22 protein-coding genes and 1 pseudogene are annotated in these 18,990 nt (G+C 75.7%); 9 read left to right on the top strand and 14 right to left on the bottom strand.

Translation table 11 applies throughout. The features are described from left to right. Positions 1-116 precede the first annotated feature (116 nt). Entirely contained in the window at positions 117-407 is a 291-nt protein-coding gene (locus tag QQK22_RS14310; RefSeq protein ID WP_284251635.1) for an S-layer homology domain-containing protein, read from the bottom strand. After that, entirely contained in the window at positions 358-3,264 is a 2,907-nt protein-coding gene (locus QQK22_RS14305; protein WP_284251634.1) for a CocE/NonD family hydrolase, read from the bottom strand. The genes QQK22_RS14310 and QQK22_RS14305 overlap by 50 nt, the downstream gene beginning before the upstream one ends. 206 nt (positions 3,265-3,470) lie before the next feature. On the opposite strand from QQK22_RS14305, the gene QQK22_RS14300 reads away from it, so the two are divergent. Further along, positions 3,471-4,400 (top strand): PhzF family phenazine biosynthesis protein, encoded by a 930-nt coding sequence (locus QQK22_RS14300; RefSeq protein WP_284251632.1) that lies wholly within the window; start codon positions 3,471-3,473, stop codon positions 4,398-4,400. A 20-nt stretch (positions 4,401-4,420) separates the two neighbouring features. On the opposite strand, the gene QQK22_RS14295 is transcribed toward QQK22_RS14300, so the two are convergent. Together QQK22_RS14295 and QQK22_RS14290 are read right to left on the bottom strand one after the other, a co-directional pair. Then, positions 4,421-4,852 carry a hypothetical protein gene (locus QQK22_RS14295; RefSeq protein ID WP_284251630.1) on the bottom strand — a complete coding sequence of 144 codons (432 nt, stop codon included), beginning with the start codon at positions 4,850-4,852 and terminating at the stop codon, positions 4,421-4,423. A gap of 51 nt (positions 4,853-4,903) precedes the next feature. Next, on the bottom strand, positions 4,904-5,605 hold the full coding sequence (locus QQK22_RS14290; RefSeq protein ID WP_284251628.1) for a TetR/AcrR family transcriptional regulator: 702 nt from the start codon (positions 5,603-5,605) through the stop codon (positions 4,904-4,906). Between the two features lie 128 nt (positions 5,606-5,733). On the opposite strand from QQK22_RS14290, the gene QQK22_RS14285 reads away from it, so the two are divergent. Further along, a complete protein-coding gene (locus tag QQK22_RS14285; protein ID WP_284251627.1) occupies positions 5,734-6,666 on the top strand; it encodes an alpha/beta hydrolase family protein in 933 nt (310 codons plus the stop codon). A 72-nt stretch (positions 6,667-6,738) separates the two neighbouring features. Here the strand turns inward: QQK22_RS14285 and QQK22_RS18920 are convergent, their stop codons facing one another. Next, the gene (locus QQK22_RS18920; protein ID WP_348525597.1) at positions 6,739-6,996 is read right to left on the bottom strand and encodes a mycothiol transferase; all 258 of its coding nucleotides are present in this window, start codon (positions 6,994-6,996) and stop codon (positions 6,739-6,741) included. An 86-nt stretch (positions 6,997-7,082) separates the two neighbouring features. Continuing rightward, positions 7,083-7,244: pseudogene (locus QQK22_RS18915) on the bottom strand (DinB family protein); the annotation flags it as partial. A 70-nt stretch (positions 7,245-7,314) separates the two neighbouring features. Between QQK22_RS18915 and QQK22_RS14275 the strand changes: the two are divergent. Continuing rightward, on the top strand, positions 7,315-7,788 hold the full coding sequence (locus QQK22_RS14275; RefSeq protein WP_284251626.1) for a P-loop nucleotide/nucleoside kinase family protein: 474 nt from the start codon (positions 7,315-7,317) through the stop codon (positions 7,786-7,788). A gap of 4 nt (positions 7,789-7,792) precedes the next feature. Here the strand turns inward: QQK22_RS14275 and QQK22_RS14270 are convergent, their stop codons facing one another. Genes QQK22_RS14270 through QQK22_RS14260 form a run of 3 tightly spaced genes read right to left on the bottom strand, consistent with a single transcriptional unit; the run spans position 7,793 to position 9,213 of the window. After that, positions 7,793-8,395 carry an MOSC domain-containing protein gene (locus tag QQK22_RS14270; protein ID WP_284251625.1) on the bottom strand — a complete coding sequence of 201 codons (603 nt, stop codon included), beginning with the start codon at positions 8,393-8,395 and terminating at the stop codon, positions 7,793-7,795. A 9-nt stretch (positions 8,396-8,404) separates the two neighbouring features. Then, positions 8,405-8,869, bottom strand: a complete 465-nt coding sequence (locus QQK22_RS14265) for a DoxX-related protein (RefSeq protein WP_284251623.1) — start codon at positions 8,867-8,869, stop codon at positions 8,405-8,407. After that, a complete protein-coding gene (locus QQK22_RS14260) occupies positions 8,866-9,213 on the bottom strand; it encodes a hypothetical protein (RefSeq protein ID WP_284251622.1) in 348 nt (115 codons plus the stop codon). Before QQK22_RS14260 ends, QQK22_RS14265 begins: the two co-directional genes overlap by 4 nt. A gap of 157 nt (positions 9,214-9,370) precedes the next feature. Here QQK22_RS14260 and QQK22_RS14255 point away from each other — a divergent pair, with 157 nt between their 5' ends. Next, entirely contained in the window at positions 9,371-9,700 is a 330-nt protein-coding gene (locus tag QQK22_RS14255; RefSeq protein WP_284251620.1) for a hypothetical protein, read from the top strand. 15 nt (positions 9,701-9,715) lie between these two features. Here QQK22_RS14255 and QQK22_RS14250 read toward each other — a convergent pair whose 3' ends face one another. From QQK22_RS14250 to ribA, 5 genes are all read right to left on the bottom strand, one after another. Further along, entirely contained in the window at positions 9,716-11,257 is a 1,542-nt protein-coding gene (locus tag QQK22_RS14250; RefSeq protein ID WP_284251619.1) for a PH domain-containing protein, read from the bottom strand. Then, positions 11,254-11,646, bottom strand: a complete 393-nt coding sequence (locus QQK22_RS14245; RefSeq protein ID WP_284251618.1) for a PH domain-containing protein — start codon at positions 11,644-11,646, stop codon at positions 11,254-11,256. Before QQK22_RS14245 ends, QQK22_RS14250 begins: the two co-directional genes overlap by 4 nt. A 241-nt stretch (positions 11,647-11,887) precedes the next feature. After that, positions 11,888-12,184 (bottom strand): arginine deiminase family protein, encoded by a 297-nt coding sequence (locus tag QQK22_RS14240; protein WP_284251617.1) that lies wholly within the window; start codon positions 12,182-12,184, stop codon positions 11,888-11,890. After that, positions 12,181-13,116 (bottom strand): arginine deiminase family protein, encoded by a 936-nt coding sequence (locus QQK22_RS14235; protein ID WP_284251616.1) that lies wholly within the window; start codon positions 13,114-13,116, stop codon positions 12,181-12,183. Before QQK22_RS14235 ends, QQK22_RS14240 begins: the two co-directional genes overlap by 4 nt. A 76-nt stretch (positions 13,117-13,192) precedes the next feature. After that, positions 13,193-14,686 (bottom strand): GTP cyclohydrolase II, encoded by a 1,494-nt coding sequence (ribA, locus tag QQK22_RS14230; RefSeq protein ID WP_284251615.1) that lies wholly within the window; start codon positions 14,684-14,686, stop codon positions 13,193-13,195. A 126-nt stretch (positions 14,687-14,812) separates the two neighbouring features. Between ribA and QQK22_RS14225 the strand changes: the two genes are divergently transcribed. From QQK22_RS14225 to QQK22_RS14205, 5 genes are read left to right on the top strand one after another with little or no spacing between them, the layout of a single operon-like run. Beyond that, on the top strand, positions 14,813-15,667 hold the full coding sequence (locus QQK22_RS14225; protein ID WP_284251614.1) for a CDP-alcohol phosphatidyltransferase family protein: 855 nt from the start codon (positions 14,813-14,815) through the stop codon (positions 15,665-15,667). Then, complete coding sequence (locus QQK22_RS14220) at positions 15,615-16,640, top strand: zinc-dependent alcohol dehydrogenase (protein WP_284251613.1); 1,026 nt, start codon at positions 15,615-15,617, stop codon at positions 16,638-16,640. The genes QQK22_RS14225 and QQK22_RS14220 overlap by 53 nt, the downstream gene beginning before the upstream one ends. Continuing rightward, positions 16,618-16,998 carry a 6-pyruvoyl trahydropterin synthase family protein gene (locus QQK22_RS14215; RefSeq protein ID WP_284251612.1) on the top strand — a complete coding sequence of 127 codons (381 nt, stop codon included), beginning with the start codon at positions 16,618-16,620 and terminating at the stop codon, positions 16,996-16,998. Before QQK22_RS14220 ends, QQK22_RS14215 begins: the two co-directional genes overlap by 23 nt. After that, positions 16,991-18,097, top strand: coding sequence for a glycosyltransferase (locus QQK22_RS14210; RefSeq protein WP_284251611.1), 1,107 nt, complete (start codon positions 16,991-16,993; stop codon positions 18,095-18,097). The genes QQK22_RS14215 and QQK22_RS14210 overlap by 8 nt, the downstream gene beginning before the upstream one ends. After that, positions 18,091-18,963: a methyltransferase domain-containing protein gene (locus tag QQK22_RS14205; RefSeq protein ID WP_284251610.1), complete on the top strand. Its 873-nt coding sequence runs from the start codon at positions 18,091-18,093 to the stop codon at positions 18,961-18,963. The genes QQK22_RS14210 and QQK22_RS14205 overlap by 7 nt, the downstream gene beginning before the upstream one ends. Positions 18,964-18,990 lie beyond the last annotated feature (27 nt).

Here is an 18,990-nt window from a genome sequence, read left to right as displayed (position 1 = left end):
GGTCGGCGACACCTTAGCGAGCGATCGCCCCCGGGCGGGGCTGGCCGACCCGAGGCGCGGAACGGCCCCGCCCGACGAGTGTCGAGCGGGGCCGTCCCCGTCACCGCTGCGGCGGATCAGTCCAGCGCGTCGTACCGCGACAGGAACGCCGCGATGGCGTCGCGCGCGATCGGCGTCACGGGGCGGAAGATGACCGTTCCGTCGTTGCCGACCCAGCCGGTCGAGATCCCGACCTCGGCCACCCACGCGATCTCGGTCGCGAACTGCGCGCCCGGCGCGACGTCGGCGAACGGCATCGGCGCGGCCGGCACGTAGTCCTCGACGTCGGCGAGGCGGTACAGGAACGCCGCCATCGCGTCACGGTTGATCGGCTCGAGCGGGCGGAACTGGCGCGTCCCGTCCGGCATGACCCACCCGGTCGAGATGCCCGCGGCGTCGAGCCAGGCGATCTCCGTGTAGAACTGCGAGCCCACCGGCACGTCGGTGAACGGCGAGACCGCCGGCGGCGTGAAGCCCTCCGGCTTCGTCATCCGGTACAGGAACGCCGCCATCGCGTCGCGCGCCACGGGGTTGAGCGGGCGGAACTCCTTCTGCCCGTCGCCGACGTCCCACCCGGTCGAGATGCCCGCCTCCGCGAGCCAGCGGATCTCGTCGAAGAACAGCGTGCCGAGCGGCACGTCCACGAACGGCAGGGCGGCGACGGCGATCGTCGCCTCGCCGCTCGCCGCGCCGAGCGTCGCGGTCACGACGGCGTCGCCCACCTCGCCCAGCGTCGCGGTCGCGCCGGTGAACGTCACGCCCGGGCTGGTGGAGGAGAACGTCACGAGCGACGTGACGTCGCCGAGGGTCGCCCTCGGCGTCGGACGCGGTGACGGTGAGGTCGACGCTCTGGCCCACGATCGCCGTCGTGGCCGACGCCGTGACCTCGAGCGACACCGCCGCCTCGGCGACCGTGACCCACGCGGCGTACGCCGTCGCGCTCGCCGTCAGCGGCGCGGTGAAGTCGAACGGCACGGTGCGCGCCTCGTCGGCGAACCAGCCGGCGAACACGAGGGTGTCGTCCGTCGGCTCGGCCGGCACGGTCGGGACCGCGCCGTAGGGCAGGACCTGCGGCTCGACGGGCGCGGTGCCCTCGCCGCCGAGGTCGAAGTCGAGCGTGACGTCGGCCGCCTCACCGAGCGCCCCGGAGGCCACGGCCGCACCGGTGCCACCCACGATCGGGAGCACGATGGTCGAGGTGGTGGCGTCCACGGTGACCGTGGAGCCGCGCGTGCCGTCGTTGCTGTAGCCCGACACGTTCGTGGAGACGGCGACGCCGATGCGGTGGCCCGCCGGGAAGATGTAGTCGTAGGGCTCCATGTCGAAGTCGAACCCGTACTCCTGCCCGGGCACGACCGGGGTCGCCTCGCCGGAGATCAGCGACTCGCGGTTGGAGGAGTCGAGCGCGCCGCGCGAGAGGCGGAAGAAGTCCGCCGTCGCCAGGACGCGCTCCTTCTCCAGGTAGCAGCTGGAGTCGGTGATCTTGAAGGTCTCGGGGGTCGCGGTTGCCGGACCCCAGCTGGCGCCCCAGCACGTGCGGATCGTGGTGTTGCGTGAACCGTCGCCCGAGCGCGAGACGCGCTCGGCCGTGCCGTAGTCGACCAGCATCGCGCCGAGGTTGGCCTGCTCGGTCGAGAGCGACGCGTCCAGCTCGATGCGCGGCGTGCCCGAGACGCGCAGGTCGGCCTCGAGCGGCTCGGACAGGAACACCAGACGCGTGTCCTGCTGGCCCTCGGGGGTCCCGACCAGCGCGTTCTCGTTGATCGAGGCGGCGGCGTTGGTGAAGCTCAGGGTCTCGACCGCGGTGGCCGGCTGCAGAGCGAGTGAACCGGCGGCACCGGCGGTGGTGGCGGTGAGGTGGACGGCGACGTCCTCGGTGCCCGGTGCGGGCCAGGAGGCCTCGTCGACGTACTCCTCGACACCCTGCTCGACCATCGACTCGGGCTCGTCCATGATCCCGTTGTCGATGCCCATGAGCCAGTGGTCGTACCAGCGGTGGATCGTGTCGACCCACACCGTGCGGCGGAAGTCGAACGGGTCGATGTGGCCCTGGCGCGGCAGCCACACCTTGCGCGGCACGTCGTTCGCGGCGAGCGCGTCCCACCACTCGTTGAACTGGCTCATGCGGACGTTGTCGTCGTTGAGCCCCTGGATCGCGAAGACGGCGGCCGTGACCTTGTCGGCGTCGAGCTGGTAGTTGCGCTCCTGCCAGAAGTCGTTGACGTCGCCGTCCGTGTCGCCGTCGACGGTGTTCATCCAGGCCCGCGACGGCGCGCACAGCGCGCGACGGTCGGGGTTGGTGACGGTGTTCGAGAGCGACTGGGGGTAGTGCGTGTTGTGGCGGATGCCGTTCGTGCGCGAGTAGCGGTACCACTGCGTGATCGCCTCGATCGGCACGATGGTCTCCAGGCCCTCGACGCCGGTCGCCGCGACGCCGTTGGCGAGCGTGCCGTCGTAGGACTTGCCGAACATCGCCGACTTGCCGTTGTGCCAGTCGGCGAGCGCGGGGGCGCCGTCCTTGTCGTACCCCGCGACGCGGCCGTTCAGCCAGTCGACGACGACCTTGAGGCTCTCGATGTCGCCCGCACCGCCGTGGAACGGGCAGCCGTTGGAGAAGCCGGTGCCGTTCATCTGCGCGTGGATCACGGTGTAGCCGCGCGGCACGAAGTAGTTGTCGTAGTACAGCGGGCTGACGTCGGAGGCGCCGCCCAGGTTGTCGTTGAGGAGCTGGGCCTCGTTGCCGCGCCCGAGCGTCGTGTAGTACGGCGAGGGGTCGATGATCGCGGGCGACATCAGGCCGGTCTCGGTGGCGGCCGGGCGGACGATGTCGATCGCGGTGACGTCGTCGACGCCGTCGCCGTCCTGGTCCACACCCGCGACGGGGATGAAGATCCGCTCGCGGATGGCGGTGCCGTAGTCGTAGCGAGGGGCCGTGACACCGCCGACGAGGCTGATCCCCTCGGGGGTCTCGGCGGTCGGGGACGCCTCGCGCGCGAGGGCCTCCGCCTCGAGCGCCGCACCCGTGTCCGGGGCCGTGACCGCCTCGGGGGCGACGGTCTCGGTGGTGAGCGGGACGGGGGCGAAGGTGTCGGTGGAGACGGGGACCGCGGCCGCGGGGAGGGCGGCGACGGGGAGGACGGTGGCCGCGAGGAGCGCGGCGAGGATCGGGCGGCGACGGCGCCGCGGCTGGGCAGGGGGACGCAAGGGGTTCTCGGGGGAGTCCACGAGAGAAGTTGTAAACCCGCGGGGGACGTTCCGCGACCGGAGGGTGTCATCTCGCCAAAGATTTACCGGTGCGGAACCTGACAGCGGCCAAGGGCGTCTCCCGTGACCGGGTGGAAATGTTCTCGACACGGTTGCGTCACATGTGGGCGGTTGTGAACGGTCCCATCGCGAGTGCACGGGTGCGTGCCGGGTCTACGCTCGCGACCATGCCCACCACGCGCCCGTTCCGCCAGGTCGACGTCTTCGGTGCCCGGCCCTTCGCCGGCAATCCCCTCGCGGTGGTGCACGACGCCGTCGGGCTCACCGACGAGCAGATGGCCGACGTCTCGGCGTGGACCAACCTCTCGGAGTGCACCTTCCTCCTGCCGCCCACCGACCCGGGCGCCGACTACCGCGTGCGCATCTTCGCCGGCCGGCGCGAGCTGCCGTTCGCGGGGCACCCGACGCTCGGCACGGCGGCTGCCTGGCTCGACGCCGGCGGGTCGCCCGCCGTCGCGGGCCGCGTGGTGCAGGAGTGCGGGGTCGGGCTCGTCACCGTGCGCGAGATCGCGGAGGGTGCGGGCGGTGAGGGTCGCGACGGCGACGGGGCCGGTGCCGGTGGCGCTGCGGCCGACGCCGTCGCACTCGCCTTCGAGGCGCCCTCGCTCCTGCGCTCCGGGACGCCCGAGACGGACGAGCGCGACGCCGTCGTGCGCACGCTCGGGCTCGAGGCCGACGCCGACGCGGTCCTCGAGGTCCGCTGGATCGACAACGGGCCGGGGTGGATCGGCGTCCTGCTGCGCGACGCCGACGCGGTGCTCGCGGTGCGGCCGGAGCCGGCACGTGACGGCGTCGAACGCTCGATCGGCGTCGTCGGCCTGCGTGCGGAGGCGCTCGACGGCGAGCCGCGCGTCGAGATCCGGGCGCTCATCGTCGACGGCGAGGGCGGCCTCGTGGAGGACCCCGTGACCGGGAGCCTCAACGCCTCGGCGGCGCAGTGGCTGATCGACACCGGCCGCGTGAGCGCACCCTTCACGGCCGCGCAGGGGCGGATGGTCGGGCACGACGGCCGCGTCTCGATCACCCGCGACGCCGGTGGGGCGCTGTGGGTGGGAGGGGCCGCCGTCGTCGCGATCCGGGGCGAGATCGGCGTCTGAGCGCCCGGCTCCGACGTCGGTCAGACGTCGATGCGGACGATCGCCTCCTGAGGTCCGCCGCAGCGTGCGCTCCCACCCACACGTCTGAAGTCGACCGAGACCGGTGTCTCACGGAGGATGCTCCCGTCGGCGGCGAGTGCACGGACGACGAGGTGGTCGCGGTGCAGCGCGACGCCGAAGGTCCATCGGCTCCCGTCGTCCGCACGCGTCGGCGGCCCGTGGGCGATCAGCCTGCTGGGGTCGGTGACGTCGTCGTCGGAGGAGCAGCGATCCTCCACGCAGAGCTCCAGGTCGGCGATATCGGACCGTCGCCCCTCGACCTCCACCACGATCGTGCTCGAGTACCCCTCGGTCGTGCACGGGTAGGAGGAGCAGGCGGAGACACCCGTTGCGCCGGACGATGCGAGGGCGGCGACCACCCAGATCGGCACCCGCACGGCTCGTGAACCCATGTCGCGATCCTCCCCGCCCGGCGGTGGTCCCGCCACCGCTGCGGCGGCGCGTCAGCCCGCCGTGTCTCCGAGCCGGTCCGGCTGGGCCTGCCGCAGGCCGCTGACCAGCAGCGTCACGACCTCGCGGACGTCGTAGTCGGGGTCCTGCGGGCTCCACGCGACCAGGTCGCCGACCGCGCGCAGCAGCCGGTAGGCCGAGATCGGCGCGACGACCTCGCCGGCGGCGCGGCCGGCGTCGAGCAGGTCGGTCAGGACCGGGACGAGGCGCTCGACGAAGAGCGCGTGCAGCGCGCCGAACTCCTCGGCGTCGCCCTCCCACACCCGGGACAGGCCGTGCTTCGTGCCGAGGAAGTCCACGAAGAGGTGCACCCAGCTCAGGGTCGCCTCGAACGGCCCGGGCGCCGACGCCAGGAGTGACGGCCCGGCCGCGGCGCACTCCTCGATCTGGTGGCGGTACACGGCGACCACGAGGTCGGCCCGCGTGGGGAAGTGGCGGTAGAGCGTGGCGACGCCGACCCCGGCGGCGGCGGCGATCTCGCGGACGGGGGCACCCACGCCCGAGGTCGTGAAGACGCGGGCGGCGGCCTCCAGCAGCGCGCCCTGGTTGCGGGCGACGTCGCGCCGCAGCGGGGCGGTGGTGCGGGAGCCGAGGTCCGAGCCGGGGCTGCCGCCGGCGGGGCGCGCGTCGGGATCGGCGTGGTCGCCGGAGCCCGAGGCCCTTCCCGGGGTCGGGGGTGTCGCTGCGGAGGTCACCGCGTGATCGTCCCACGCCCAGCCGCCAACCGGAACATTGATCCACTTTCGCTTGCACACCGGAACAGTGTTCCGTATCGTGTGGAACGTCGATCCGTTTCGCAGTCGACGCCGTGATCCCCCGAGAGGTGCCCCGTGCCGTCCACCGATTCCTCCCCCGCACCACCACGCGCGTCCTCAGCGTGCGGCCCGTCGTCCTGCCGGCCCCCGGGCGGGGTGACGACCTCCAGGTGCGCGTCACCGCGCCGGCCGAGGGCAGCGGCCTGCCCGTCATCGCCTTCGCGCACGGCTACCGGCAGTCGATGACGGCGGCCGACCCCCTCGTGGACCACTGGGCCGCGCACGGGTTCGTCGTCGTGCAGCCGACGTTCCTCGACTCGGCCTCGCTCGACCTCGCGCCGGACGATCCCCGCACCCCGGGGATCTGGAGGACGCGGGTCGACGACGTCGTGCGCGTGATCGACGAGCTCGACACGCTCGTCGCCGCCCTACCGGGACTGGCGGGGCGCGTCGACACCGAGCGGCTGGCGGTCGCCGGGCACTCCTGGGGCGGGCAGACCGTCGGCATGCTGCTGGGGGCCCGGGTGCTCGACGCCGCGGGTCGCCCCGGCGAGGACCGCACCGACACCCGGGTCCGCGCCGGCGTGCTGCTGTCCACCACGGGCATCGCCCGCGGTGACCTCGTCCCGTTCGCGCAGGAGCACTTCGCCTTCATGAGCCCCGACTTCAGCGGGCTCGCGACGCCGTCGCTCGTCGTCGCCGGCGACGCGGACCAGTCGGCGCTCTCCACCCGCGGCCCGGACTGGTTCACCGACGTCTTCCACCTCAGCCCCGGCGCCCGGCACCTGCTCACGCTGCACGGCGGCGGGCACATGCTCGGCGGCATCCAGGACTACCGCTCGACCGAGACGACCGACGAGAGCCCGGCGATGGTCGACCTCGTGCGGCGCGTCACGACCGCATTCCTGCGCACGGAGCTCGGGCTCGACGCGGACGCGTGGGCCGCCGTCGCGGGTGCCGCGCACGAGCCGGTGGGTCGGTTGGACACCACCGTCCGGTGATCGAGCCGGCGGTGCGGGCGGGTGCGGGAGGTCGGGCCGTCGCCCAGCTGCGCCGCACCGCTCGCGCCCGGGTCAGGACCGGTCGAGGAGCCCGCGCAGGAACGCGGCCTGGCCGGCGTGCTCGAACGCGTCGGCCACGACGCTCACCAGCCGCGCGCCGCGCGTGACGGGCGGGTCCCAGTCGTCGTCGACGACGGCGTCGAGGTCGTCGTCCGACAGCGTCGCGAGGTAGGCACGGGCCGCGCGCTCGACGGCGTCCGCGTACCCCAGGAGCACGTCGGCCGGTGCGTCGACCTGGGCGACCTCGTCGGGGGAGTGGCCGTAGCCCATGTCGCCCGTCGGCAGGGGAGGCGGGCGCGGTCGGCCCAGCCCTCGCCGGTCCAGACCTGCTCGGTGCCCGCGAGGTCGGCGAGCTGGGCGTCCTGCTCGCGCCCGGTGTGCCACGCGAGCCAGGCCAGGGTGTTGGCCTCGGGGTCGAGGCGGCGGGTGAGCGCGGCGGGGTCGGCGCCCTCCAGCGCGTGGCGCAGCAGGTCGGGGACGCGGGCGAACGCGTCGGTCAGGACGTCGGTGCTTCTCACGGGTGGCTCCTCGAGTCTCGGCTTCGTGCCGAACGTACGCCTCGCGCGGCCCGGGTTCTACGGTGGCCGCATGAGCACCCCGCGCGTGATCCTGCTGTGCGGACCGGCCGGGTCCGGCAAGTCGACGACGGCGCGGCGGCTCGAGCGCGAGGGCTGGGTGCGGCTCGGCTGGGACCAGGAGGCCGCGCGCCTCGGTCACGTCGACTACCCGCTGCCGGCCGGGGCCCAGGAGGAGGTGCACGCCCTGGTGCAGGAGCGGCTGGTGGCGCTGGTGCGGGAGGGGCGGGACGTCGTCGTCGACACGTCGTTCTGGCGGCGGTCGCTGCGCACGGAGTACCGCGCGCTGCTCGCGCCGCTCGGTGCCGAAGTCACGACCTGGTACCTCCGGGTGCCGTGGCCGACGCTCCTCGCGCGCGTCTCCGCCCGCACGGGGGCCGGGCCGGACGACGTCGTGATCAGCGAGGCGACCCTGCGCCGGATCGTGGACGGGTTCGAGGTGCCGACGGCGGACGAGGGGCCGCTCGTCGTGCTCGAGGAGGGGTGAGGGCTCAGGCGCGCGCGGTGGCCGGGGCGCGGTAGGCGTCGACGATGCTCGGGCCGTCCGGCCGCTCGATCACGGTGATCGGGTCGCCCGCGGTGATCCGTCCGCCGCGCAGGACCCGGAGGTAGGGGCCGAGGCGGCGGGCGTCGGAGAACCGGCGCACCCAGCCGCGCTGGTGCTCACCGCCGATCCAGCGCGCGAACGTGGCGCACGGGGTGCGCGGCATGGTGACCTGGACCTCGACGCCCTCGCCCCCGGGGCCGGTGGCGTCCCCGCCCTCGCCGCCGCCGATACGCCAGATCTCCCCGATTCGTGCGTCGTTGACGTCGATGCCCTCGGTGCGCAGGTTCTCGCCGAAGAAGCCCGGCGGCACCTCACGGCCGAGCTCGGCGGCCCAGTGCTCGGCGTCCTCCTGCGCGTAGGCGTACAGCGCCTTGTCGAGCCCGCCGTGGTGCTTGCGGTCGGCCTGGACGTCGGCGCGGACGCCGTACGGCCCCACCTTGACCGCGCCGGTGACGGGGCGCTTGTCGATCGCGGTGACCCCGATCGTCCCGGGATCCTCCACGAGGGCGTGCACGGTGCAGACGGCGACGATGCGGGGGCTCGGCATGCGGCGAGCCTAGTCAGCGACGGCGGTGCGGGCCCGGTCGTCGCGAGCCCGACCACCGAGCACGCGCGCGACGTCACCCGCCGCCAGCGCACCCGCGATGAGCGGCACCTGAAGCGGGAGCCGCACGAGCCGCTTGAGGTCGGAGTCGAGCAGCGGCCCGGCGTCGCGCCGCTCGAGGTACTGGGAGACGTTGCCGGGCCAGACGGCCACGAGGAACGCCGCCGTCGTGACCCCCACCCACGCACGCGCGGGCTGGCGCCACACGGTCACGAGCGCCCCGCCGATCGCGAGCTCGACGACGCCGGAGGCCACGATCACGCGGTCGGGGTCACCGGGGAACCAGCGCGGCACCACGACGCGGTAGCCGCGCGTGCGCCGCAGGTGCGCCGTCCCGGCGGCGAGCATGAGGCCGCCGAGGGCCACCTGCCCGGCGGCACGCGCCACGACGCCCGGGGCGACGCCGTCGCGGCTCATGCCGTCACCCCGCTGCCGGCGCGCGCGAGACCGCGCGGACCCACGACGCCCAGCGCCTTCAGCGCGGGCCGGTAGCGCTCGGGCGCGACCGGGTCGTCCGCGAGGAGGCGGAACGCGAGCGCGCGCAGCATCGCCTCGCGCTCGACGCCGGTGCGCCACTTGTCGAGCGCGGTCGGTGCGGCGCCGTGCCACATCACCGAGTCGAGCACGCAGACGGCCTCCGCCCAGCGCTGCGGCCGCCAGGCGGGCGCGACGTCGATCACGACGGCGGCGCCCGCGCCGTCGATCAGCACGTTCCCCGCGAGGTCGGCGTGGATGAGCTGGTCGGGGTCGTCGCCGGCCACCGCCACCAGCTCGGCCAGCAGCGGTGCGAGGAGGGTGCGCCGCCACGGCGGGGTCGATCGGCGCCTCGCCGAACGCCTGCCGCTCGGCGCGCGCCCACCGGTCGGTGCGCGTGGCGAGCACGTCGGGCCGGTGCGGGACGAGGGAGGCGAACCGGGCGTGGAGCAGCCGGCCCGCGGCGAGGGCGACGTCGAGGTCGTGGCACGCCGTCGTCCCGGGCTCGTACCGGCTCGCACCCCACCCGTCGACGACCCACTCGCCGTCGCGCGCGGGGACCGGCATCGCGATGCGGAAGCTGCGGCGGCTCGCCGAGGTGTCGAGATCGTGGGCGAGCCGTGCCAGCACGGGGCTGAGCCAGCGCTGCACGACGGCGTCGCGGCCCGGGCTGAGCACGAGGTCGCCCACGAGCACGCTGCCACCCTGTCCGCCCGGCAGCGGGGTGGGGACGCCCTCGACCGCGAAGAGGTCCAGCACGTGCGCGGGAGGTGAGGTCACCGTTCGACCCTAGCGAGGGCGGGCGCTCGCGCCCAGGGCCCGCGTGAGCGCGAGCTCGTCGCGCAGCGCGCCCGCAGCCCCCGCCTCGAGGTGCGGCACCACCGTGCGCACCGCGGGTCCCGGCGGCAGGTGGATCGTGAGGTTCGCGCCGCCCCGGCGGCGGTCGCGCGGCCCGGTCTCGGTCGTCACGCGCTGGATGCGCGTGCGGTCGACCACGCGCACCCACCGCGACCACCGGCCGCCGCGCGCGAGGACGTGCGCCTCGTCGGTGCGCAGCCCGGTGGTGCGCCAGGTCAGCGGCGAGAACAGGCGCGCGTAGGGCTGGGCGAGCAGCCAGGTCGACGGCGGTCGCGCCGCCCCGAGCGCCGCGGCCAGCTCGCGGTGCATCGCCTCGTCGAGCCCGGGGAGAAGCGCCCGGGTGAGGCGCCGAACCTCGTCCGCCGTCGCTGCGACGGCCACGGTGTCCGCCCCGTCCTCACCCGCCGACGACCCGAGCGCCGGCACGGCCACCTTCAGCGTCCACCAGCCCGAGCGCCGGTCGATCGGCCCCTGCGTCAGCACGACGGCGCAGACCCGCCCGGCGCGCACGGTGCGCCGGGTGCGACTCCAGCGCCCGCGGCTGACGACGAGATCGCCGTCGTGCTCGTGCACCTGCCAGGTCGCCACGCGGCGCCACCGCTCGACGACGGTCCGCACCGCCCCGAATCCGGCCGCGCCCGCGGCCAGGAGCAGGCCGAGTGAACCGCCCACCTCGCCCCGGACCAGGCCGACCACGGCGAGCGTCCCGCCGACCAGGCACGCCACCGCGGCGGCCCACGGCTGGACGGCGCGGAGCGCGTACCGGCGCGCGCGGTCGGGGCCGGGGGCGAGGAGGAGGCGGCCGGGCGGCGGATCGTCCGGCGGTGCGGGCGAGGTGGTCGCTGGCGGGACGGGGGCGCCGCCGTCGTCCTCGCGATGCTCGTGGGCCCGCAGAGGTGGGGCGTCGCCGTCGTCACCGCCGGTCGGCGAGCTGCCGGGGGTCGCGGCCCGCCTCGCGGCGTCGCGCCGGACCAGCAGCGCGTCGCGCCACTCACGTGCGTCCGCGAGCGGCAGCCCGGTGACCGCACCGCCCGAGGAGGCACCGCCGGACACCTCGACCTTGAGCGTCGCGAGCCCGAACAGCCGGTCGGTGATGCTCTGGGCGATCTCGACGCCGTCGATGCGGGCGGCGGGGTACGTCGTCGCGGTCGAGCTGAGACCGCGCCGGCGGACGTGCAGCCCGCGGTCAGTGATCGCGTAGCGCACCTGGTGGCGGTTCACGGCGCGATCCGCGAGCACCAGAGCCACACCCACGGCCACGATCCCCGCGACCACGACGGCGAGGCCCGGCTCGAACGGATCCCCCTGGATCCAGCCGTCGATCTCGTTGCGCACGACGGCGAGAACGATCGCCGCCCCCGCGAGGATCGTGCGCGCGGACTGCGCGACAAGTGCCCGCAGGGGGCGACGGCGCCAGCGCGGGTCGTCCGGGGCGGGGGCGTCGTCGAGGCCGCCGTCGCCGTCGCCCGTCACAGTCCCTCGTCCCGCCCGCCGGTGCGTCGAGCGAGGCGTGCCCGCAGCGCACGGGCGTCGGCGACGGGCAGGCCGGGCACGGTGGTCGTACCGCTCGCCGCCGTGTGGATCTCGAGCCGGGCGAGGCCGAACCGGGAGTCGATCGGGCCCTCGGTGAGGGTCACGTGCTGCAGACGGCCGTAGGGGACGACGGTCGTCGAGCGGCTCCAGAGCCCCTCGCGCACGACGAGGTCCTCGGCGCGTTCGGCGTGCCCCAGCGAGGCGACGTACCGGCGGCTGCGCACGAGCGTGGACAGGAGCCCGAGCGCGAACGGCGCCGCGAGGAGCCACCACCACGACGAGACGAGGAGGCCGAGGACCGCTCCCGCAGCGATCGGCAGCGGCGTCACCGCGAGCGCCGTGACGACCCTCGCCGTGACGAGGCGGGGCGACGCCGGGACCCAGGCGTCGCCGTCGTCCGCCGGGGAGGGCGACGCGGGTCGGTGATCCTCTCGGGATACGTCCGCAAACCTCTCGGGGTGCGTCGGCAGTGCTCTCGGGGAGGGTCGGGAATCCTCTCGGGGTACGTCGACAAACCTCTCGGGGGCGGGGTCGGTCACCGGGGCGTCCTTCCGTCGCGGGGCGAGGGCGCTACGCGGGCGCGCGCTCGATCGGGCAGCTCATGCACCGAGGACCGCCGCGCCCCCGGCCGAGCTCGGAACCTACCAGGGGCACGACCTCGATCCCGTGGTCGGCGAGGAAGCGGTTGGTGGTCGTGTTCCGCTCGTACCCGAGCACCACCCCGGGCGAGACCGCGAGGAAGTTGTTGCCGTCGTCCCACTGCTCGCGCGCCGCCTCGAACCGGTCCGTCGGCGCGCGCAGCACCTGCACGCGCTCCACCCCGAGGGCCTCGGCCACGACGCCGAACAGGTCGCCGTTCTCCGTCACGGTGAAGTCCCCTGGGGCACCCCGGGCTCCGCCACCAGCGAGTACGAGCGCAGCGACTCCGGCAGGTGCGGGTAGACGCTGAAGGTCGCGGTGTCGATCATCGTCATCGCCGTGTCGAGGTGCATGAACGCGCGCGTGCGCGGCAGCTCGACCACCACGACGCGGTCGACGGCGTCGGCCGCGAACAGCGCGTGCGCGAGGGCCTCCACGCCCTGCGGTGCGGTGCGCTCGCCGAGCCCGACCATCACCGTGCGGTTCCCGATCACGAGCACGTCCCCGCCCTCGACCGTCGCGGGCGCGTGGTGCCCGGCGTCGTTGCCGCGCAGGAACGGGACGCGCTGGGCCGTGAACAGCGGGTGGTGGTTGAGCACGAGCCGGGAGTTCAGCCCCTCGCGCTGCCGGGCGGGGTGGGCCATCGGGTTGACGACGACGCCGTCGTAGATCCACGCCACGTTGTCACGCTGGTAGAGGTGGTTGGGCAGCGGCGGGAGGAGGAAGTCGTCGTCGTCCAGCACCGACAGCAGCAGGCTGGAGGCGCGCGGCAGCGCCTGCGCCGCCTCGCTCCTCAGCAGCCCGCCGATCAGCACCCCCGCGAGGTCACTGGCGGGCATCGCCCCCACCAGGTCGGTGAGGTGGCGCTCCAGCCCGCCGCCGACGTGCTGCGCCGTGACGAGCTCGGACTGCACCAGCTCGCGCGCGCCGGGCTCGTCGAGCGCGGTCTCCAGCAGGTCGCGGAACAGGTGCACGACGACGCCGCGGTCGCGCAGCGCCCGCTGGAACGCGCGGTGCTCGGCCTGCGCCCGCTCGACCCACATGACGTCGTCGAACAGCAGCCCGGTCACGTTGTCGGGCGTGAGCCGGTAGAGCTCGAGCCCCGGCTCGTGCAGCACCACCTGGGCGAGATCGCCGACCTCGGAGTGCACTCCCAGCATGGTGGTCCCCTCGTCTGCTGCTCGCGTGCGGTGCCCCCACGCTACGGCGGGGACCACCCGGAGGGGGTGGTCCGCGTCAGCCGACCGAGAGGTCGAACTCCGTGCAGGTGTCCGCGCCGAGGAGGTGGCGGCGCACCGTCGGTCGGTGGATCCCGGTCCGGGAGCCGAGGGCCTCGAAGCGCAGGCCCGGCACACCGCCACCCATGAGGATCGGCGCCGTCGTGAGGTAGAGCCGGTCCAGCGCGCCCGCGGCGAGGAAGGACGACACGGTCCGGCCGCCGCCCTCGACGAGCACGCGACCCCGGCCCCGCTCGCGCAGGATCGCGACGACGGCACCCGGCACCCGCGCGGCGGCGAGGGGGCCGCCGTCGGGTCCGGCCAGGTGCACCACCTCGACCTGGTCCGACGGCGGTCGCACGTCGGGCCGGCCCGTCAGCCAGAGCGTCGGCGCCAGGCCGTCGGTGAACACGCCGGCGGTGCGGGGCGCGCGCCCGTGCGGGTCCAGGACGACGCGCACCGGGTCGTCGCCCTCGGTCTCCCGCACGGTCAGGCGCGGGTCGTCGACGACGACCGTGGTGACCCCGACGACGACGGCGTCCACCAGCGCGCGCAGCCGGTGCAGGTGCCGGTGGTCCTCGGGGCCGGTCACGACGTCGCCCGTCCCCGCCGCCGAGGTGATGAACCCGTCCGCGCTCTGCGCGAGCTGCGCCACGACCACCCGCGGGGCGGTCGCCAGCGGCCCGTACCGGCGCACGAGCTCGTGGTCGGGGTCGGCGGCGGGGCGGCCCGCCAGGAGGCTGCGCCACACCTCGGCGTCGGTGGCGGTGGTGGTGGTGGGGGCCGAGGTCGGGTGCGAGGTCGGCTTCGACGATGGCGGCGGCGGCGGCGACGACGTCCGTCCGGCCGCGTCGTGCGACATGCGGCGGCGCTTGGTCTCGAGGTAGGCCGCGTTGTCCGCGCGGTCGAGGACGTCCAGACCCCGACGGCGGCTGACCTCGACGTTCAGCGCCGTCAGCGCGTGCTCCTTCAGCGGGTTGGAGCTCAGCAGGTCGACGCGCTGGACGCCCAGGTCCCGCAGGATCGCCGCAGCGGCGTCGAAGGTGCGCGCGTCGGCCGGGTGCCCGAGCGCGAGGTTGGCGTCGACGGTGTCGACGCCACGGTCCTGCAGCGCGTAGGCGCGCAGCTTCTCCAGCAGGCCGATCCCGCGCCCCTCGTGCCCCCGCACGTAGATCACGACCCCGACCCCGGCGGCCGCGATCCGGGCCATCGACGCCTGCAGCTGCTCGCCGCAGTCGCAGCGGCGCGACCCGAGCGCGTCACCCGTGAGGCACTCGGAGTGCATGCGGAGCAGGACGGGGTCGGGAGCGCCGGCGACGTCACCGTGGACGAGCGCGACGTGCTCGACACCGTTGCTGTCGCGGAAGCCGTGCATCCGGAAGCGGGCGTGGTCGGTCGGCAGCCAGGTCGAGGCGACACGCTCGACGGCGACGGCCGGCAGGACGTCCGTGCCCTCGTGCACCACCACCCGCCTCCGCATCGGCTGCGTGCCGGCACCCGGGTGGCGCGACATCTCTTCTCGCCAGCCTACGGCGAGGCGCGCGACGGGCCTACGGCGGGCTCGTGGGCGCGCGGCGCGGCCGAGGGCGGGACGGGACCGGGCCGGGGCCCGGGGACCGGGCCCGCCTAGGATCGGGGGATGCCAGGACCCTCGTCGACGACCGCCGGGAGGCCGACGTCGCGCGAGCGGACGCCCTCCGCCGTCGTCCCCGCAGCACCGCCGCGCGGCCGCCGGGCGACCGTCGCCGTGGCGGTCCCCGTGGCCGCCCCCGTCGGCGCCGTGCTCGCCGCCGGGTCGCTGGCCGCCGTCGTCGGCGCCGGCCCCCTCCCGGGGTCGGCCGCCGTGCTGGCCGCCCTGGTCGTCCCCGGTCTCGCCGCGGCGTCGGTCCTGCGGCGCCGGCCGCCGGCGGCGGGTCCGGCCGACCTCGTCACGCTGGCGCGCACGGCCCTCATCGGTGTCGTCGCCGCCACCACCGTGCTCGCGCTCGTCGGCCAGGTGCCGGTCCGCACCTGGCCGCTGGCCGCGGTCGCCGGCGTCGCGCTCGCCCTGGACGCGGTCGACGGGTGGGTCGCGCGGCGCACCGGGACCGCGAGCGAGGCGGGCGGCCGGCTCGACATGGAGTCCGACGCCGCGCTCCTGCTGGTGCTCTCCGCGCTGCTCGTGCCGGTCGTCGGCTGGTTCGCGCTCCTGGTCGGGGGGATGCGGTACGCCTTCGTGCTGATCGGGTGGTGGCGCCCCGCGCTGCGCGGCGAGCTGCGCTTCAGCCAGTTCCGGCGCGTCGTCGCGGCCGTCCAGGGGTCGGCCTCGTCCTCGCGCTCCTGCCGGTCGTGCCTCCCGCGCTCGCCGCCGCGATCACCGCGGCCGCCCTCGCCCTGCTGGCGATCTCGTTCGGCCGCGACGTCGTCGCCCTCGAGCGCCGGCACGCCGCGGGGGGACGGTCGTGAGCGCCGGCGGCGCCCTCGCCTGGTGGGCGACGGGACCGGACGAGGGTGAGCTGCGCCCCGAGGACCTGCCCGAGCCGGGGCCGGACGACGCCGTCGTGCGCACGCTCTGGAGCGGCATCAGCCGCGGGACCGAGACGCTGGTGCGGCGCGGGCTCGTGCCGGCCTCGCAGACGCAGCGCATGCGGGCGCCCTTCCAGGCCGGCGACCTCCCGTTCCCGGTGAAGTACGGCTACCTCTCGGTCGGGGTCGTCGAGCACGGCCCGGCCGCGTGGCGCGGGCGGCGGGTGTTCTGCCTGTACCCGCACCAGGACCGCTACGTCGTCCCGGTCGCGGCGCTCGCCCCGGTCCCCGACGGCGTGCCCTCCCGCCGCGCGGTCCTCGCCGGCACGGTCGAGACCGCGCTCAACGCCCTGTGGGACGCCCCGCCGTGCCTCGGCGACCGCGTCGCGGTCGTGGGTGGTGGCCTCGTCGGCGGTGCCCTCGCCCTGCTGCTGCGCGGGTTCCCCCTCGATCGCCTGCAGGTCGTGGAGGTCGACGACGACGCGCGGCGGCGCCTCGCCGCGCAGGGTCTGGACGCCGTCGCGCCCGACGACGCGGCCGGGGACTGCGACCTCGTCCTCCACGTCTCGGCGAGCGAGTCGGGGCTCGACCTCGCGCTCCGCCTGCTCGGCGACGAGGCCGAGCTGGTCGAGGTCTCCTGGTTCGGTGCGACCGCCCCGCGCGTTCCGCTCGGGGAGGACTTCCACGCCCGCCGGCTGAGGATCACGGCCAGCCAGGTGGGTCGGGTGGGGCGCGCCCGTCGGCACCGGCGCGACCTGCGGGCGCGGATGGCGACGGCGCTCGCGGCCCTCGCCGACCCGGCCTTCGACGTCCTCATCGGCGGCGACGTCGACTTCGCCGACATCGCCGACGCGATGGCCGGGCTCGGACGCCCCGGGTCGGCAGGATGTGTCGCGGTGGCCTACCCGGGGGCCGCGACCGAACGACCTGGAGGAAGCCGTGTACAGCCTGACCGTCCGTGACCACGTGATGATCGCCCACACCCTGCCCGACCCGTTCTTCGGCCCGGCGCAGGGGATGCACGGGGCCACGCTCGTGATCGAGGCGACCTGGCGCCGCGAGCAGCTGGGACCGCACGCCGTCGTGATGGACATCGGTGAGGCGAGCCGGCAGCTGGCCGAGGTCCTCGACCCGCTGCGGTACGCCAACCTCGACGAGTCGCCGGTCTTCGCGGGTCGGCTGAGCACCACCGAGGCCGTCGCGGGTCACGTCGCGCAGTCCCTGGCCGAGCGCGCGGGTGAGGACATCGCGGGGGTCGGGGTCGTCGTGCGCGAGCACCCCGACGCGTGGGTCGCCCACGACGTCGACCTGCGTGCCTGAGGGCCGCGGCCGGGCCCTCGTCGTCCCCGGTGGCCTGCCGGGACCGTCCGGCGGCAGCGCCTACGACCGGCGGGTGCTCGAGGAGCTGCGCGCGGCCGGCCTCGAGGTGGGGGAGGAGCGGATCCCCGGTCGCTGGCCCACCCCCGGACCCGCCGACCGGGACGAGCTGCGGCGGGCGCTCGCGCGTCACGACGACGTCGTCGTCGACGGCCTGATCGCCTCCGCCGCGCCGGACGAGCTCGCCGCGGCGAGGGCCTCCGGCACGCGCGTGACGGTGCTCGTGCACCTACCGCTGGCGCTCGAGGGCGGGCGGGCCGGTGCCGGTGCGGGTTCCGGTTCGGGGCCTGGTGCGGGCGACGACGCCCTCGCGCTCGCCGCCGCGGAGCGCCGCGCGCTGGTCGGGGCCGACGCGGTCGTCGCGACGAGCCGGTGGACCCGCGAGGACCTGGCGGTGCGCCACGGTCTCACCCGCGTCGCCGTCGCGACCCCGGGGGTCGATCCGGCCAGGCTCGCCCGGGGGAGCCGGCCGCCGCGGCTGCTCGTGCTCGGGGCCCTCACGCCGCGCAAGAACGCGGTGGCGGCGCTCGAGGCGCTCGCCGCTCTCGAGGCCCCCGGGGCGCGGCCCGCGACCCGGTTCTCGGCGCTCGTCGTCGGACCGGAGGGTGCGGATCCCGCCTACGCCTCGGCCGTGCGCGGCACCGCTGCGCGTCTCGGCCCGCACGTCGAGGTTCTGGGCCCCCGCACGGGCGAGGAGCTGGACGCGGTCTGGGACGGCTGCGACCTGCTGGTCCTGCCCTCGCTCGCCGAGACCTACGGGATGGTCGTCACGGAGGCGCTGGCCCGCGGGGTGCCGGCGGTCGTGGCCGCGGGGACCGGCGCGGTCGAGGCTCTGCGCGGCGACGGCGTCCGGGCCGACCTCCCGCTGCCCGGAGCCGCGGTCGACGTGACCGACGGCGCGTCCCTGGCCGCCGTGCTCGAGCGGTGGCTGGCGGATGCGACGCTGCGGGCGGAGTGGTCCCGTGCGGCGCGGCGTCACCGCGAGCACCTCAGCGGGTGGGACGCGACGGCGGTACGGATCAGGGAGGCGATCGGATGGTAGAGCGACCCGTCGAGGCGGACTGGCTCGCACTGCGGCGCTCGGCCGACCACCGCGCGCGCGAGCGCGCCCGCGACCTGCTGGCCCTGCTGCGCGAGCACCTGCGCGAGGTCGGCGCGGACGAGGCGGCCGCGTGGGACGTGGTCGACCTCGGCGCCGGCACGGGGTCGAACCTCGCGTGGCTCGCCCCGCGGCTGCCGGGCCGCCAGCGGTGGAGCCTCGTGGACCACGACGCCGATCTCGCCGCCGTCGCGGACACCGGCGAGGCCGCGCCCGGGGTCGAGGCGCGGTGGGTCCTCGCCGGTGCCGACTGCCTGACCGACCTCCTCGCCGACCTCGAGCCGGAGGGCCCGGCGACGCTGGTGACGTGCGCGGCGCTCCTGGACCTGCTGCGGCCCGACGACGTCGGGCACCTCCTCGACGCCCTCGCACCGGTCGGTCGACCCGGGATCCCCGCGCTCCTGAGCCTGAGCGTCACCGGCGAGGTCGAGCTGCACCCGTCCGACCCCGACGACGCGTTCGTCGCCGCGACCTTCGACGCCCACCAGCGGCGCGGCGGGCTCCTGGGACCCGGGGCCGCCGACGTCGTCGCGGCCGCCCTGCGCGCCCGCGGTGCGCGGGTGCACCTGCGGTCCACCGACTGGGTCCTCGGGACGGGCGGCGCGACGGACGCGGACGACGCCGCGCTCGTGCGGCGCTACGTGCGCGACCGTGCCGACGTCGTCGCCGAGCAGGACCCGTCGTCCGCCGACCGCGCGCAGGCGTGGTGGCGGCGACGCGAGCAGCAGCTGGAGCGCGGGGAGCTGCGGGTGCGGGTGGGCCACGTCGACCTGCTGAGCCTCCCGCCCCGCGACCGACGCGTCCCGTGACCGGTCCCGACCCCGGCGCCCGTTCCC

Origin of the sequence: Litorihabitans aurantiacus (assembly GCF_030161595.1) — a bacterium.
Classification (GTDB): Bacteria; Actinomycetota; Actinomycetes; order Actinomycetales; family Beutenbergiaceae; genus Litorihabitans; species Litorihabitans aurantiacus.
Note: the sequence above shows the minus strand (reverse complement) of the source record. Positions and strands in the feature narration are given on the sequence as shown.

Coding starts and splice junctions, on each gene's coding strand:
- QQK22_RS14310 (WP_284251635.1), bottom strand. CDS start 407: ATGCCGGACGGGACGCGCCAGTTCCGCCCGCTCGAGCCGATCAACCGT.
- QQK22_RS14300 (WP_284251632.1), top strand. CDS start 3,471: ATGCCCACCACGCGCCCGTTCCGCCAGGTCGACGTCTTCGGTGCCCGG.
- QQK22_RS14295 (WP_284251630.1), bottom strand. CDS start 4,852: ATGGGTTCACGAGCCGTGCGGGTGCCGATCTGGGTGGTCGCCGCCCTC.
- QQK22_RS18920 (WP_348525597.1), bottom strand. CDS start 6,996: ATGGGCTACGGCCACTCCCCCGACGAGGTCGCCCAGGTCGACGCACCG.
- QQK22_RS14275 (WP_284251626.1), top strand. CDS start 7,315: ATGAGCACCCCGCGCGTGATCCTGCTGTGCGGACCGGCCGGGTCCGGC.
- QQK22_RS14270 (WP_284251625.1), bottom strand. CDS start 8,395: ATGCCGAGCCCCCGCATCGTCGCCGTCTGCACCGTGCACGCCCTCGTG.
- QQK22_RS14265 (WP_284251623.1), bottom strand. CDS start 8,869: ATGAGCCGCGACGGCGTCGCCCCGGGCGTCGTGGCGCGTGCCGCCGGG.
- QQK22_RS14235 (WP_284251616.1), bottom strand. CDS start 13,116: ATGCTGGGAGTGCACTCCGAGGTCGGCGATCTCGCCCAGGTGGTGCTG.
- ribA (WP_284251615.1), bottom strand. CDS start 14,686: ATGTCGCGCCACCCGGGTGCCGGCACGCAGCCGATGCGGAGGCGGGTG.
- QQK22_RS14225 (WP_284251614.1), top strand. CDS start 14,813: ATGCCAGGACCCTCGTCGACGACCGCCGGGAGGCCGACGTCGCGCGAG.
- QQK22_RS14205 (WP_284251610.1), top strand. CDS start 18,091: ATGGTAGAGCGACCCGTCGAGGCGGACTGGCTCGCACTGCGGCGCTCG.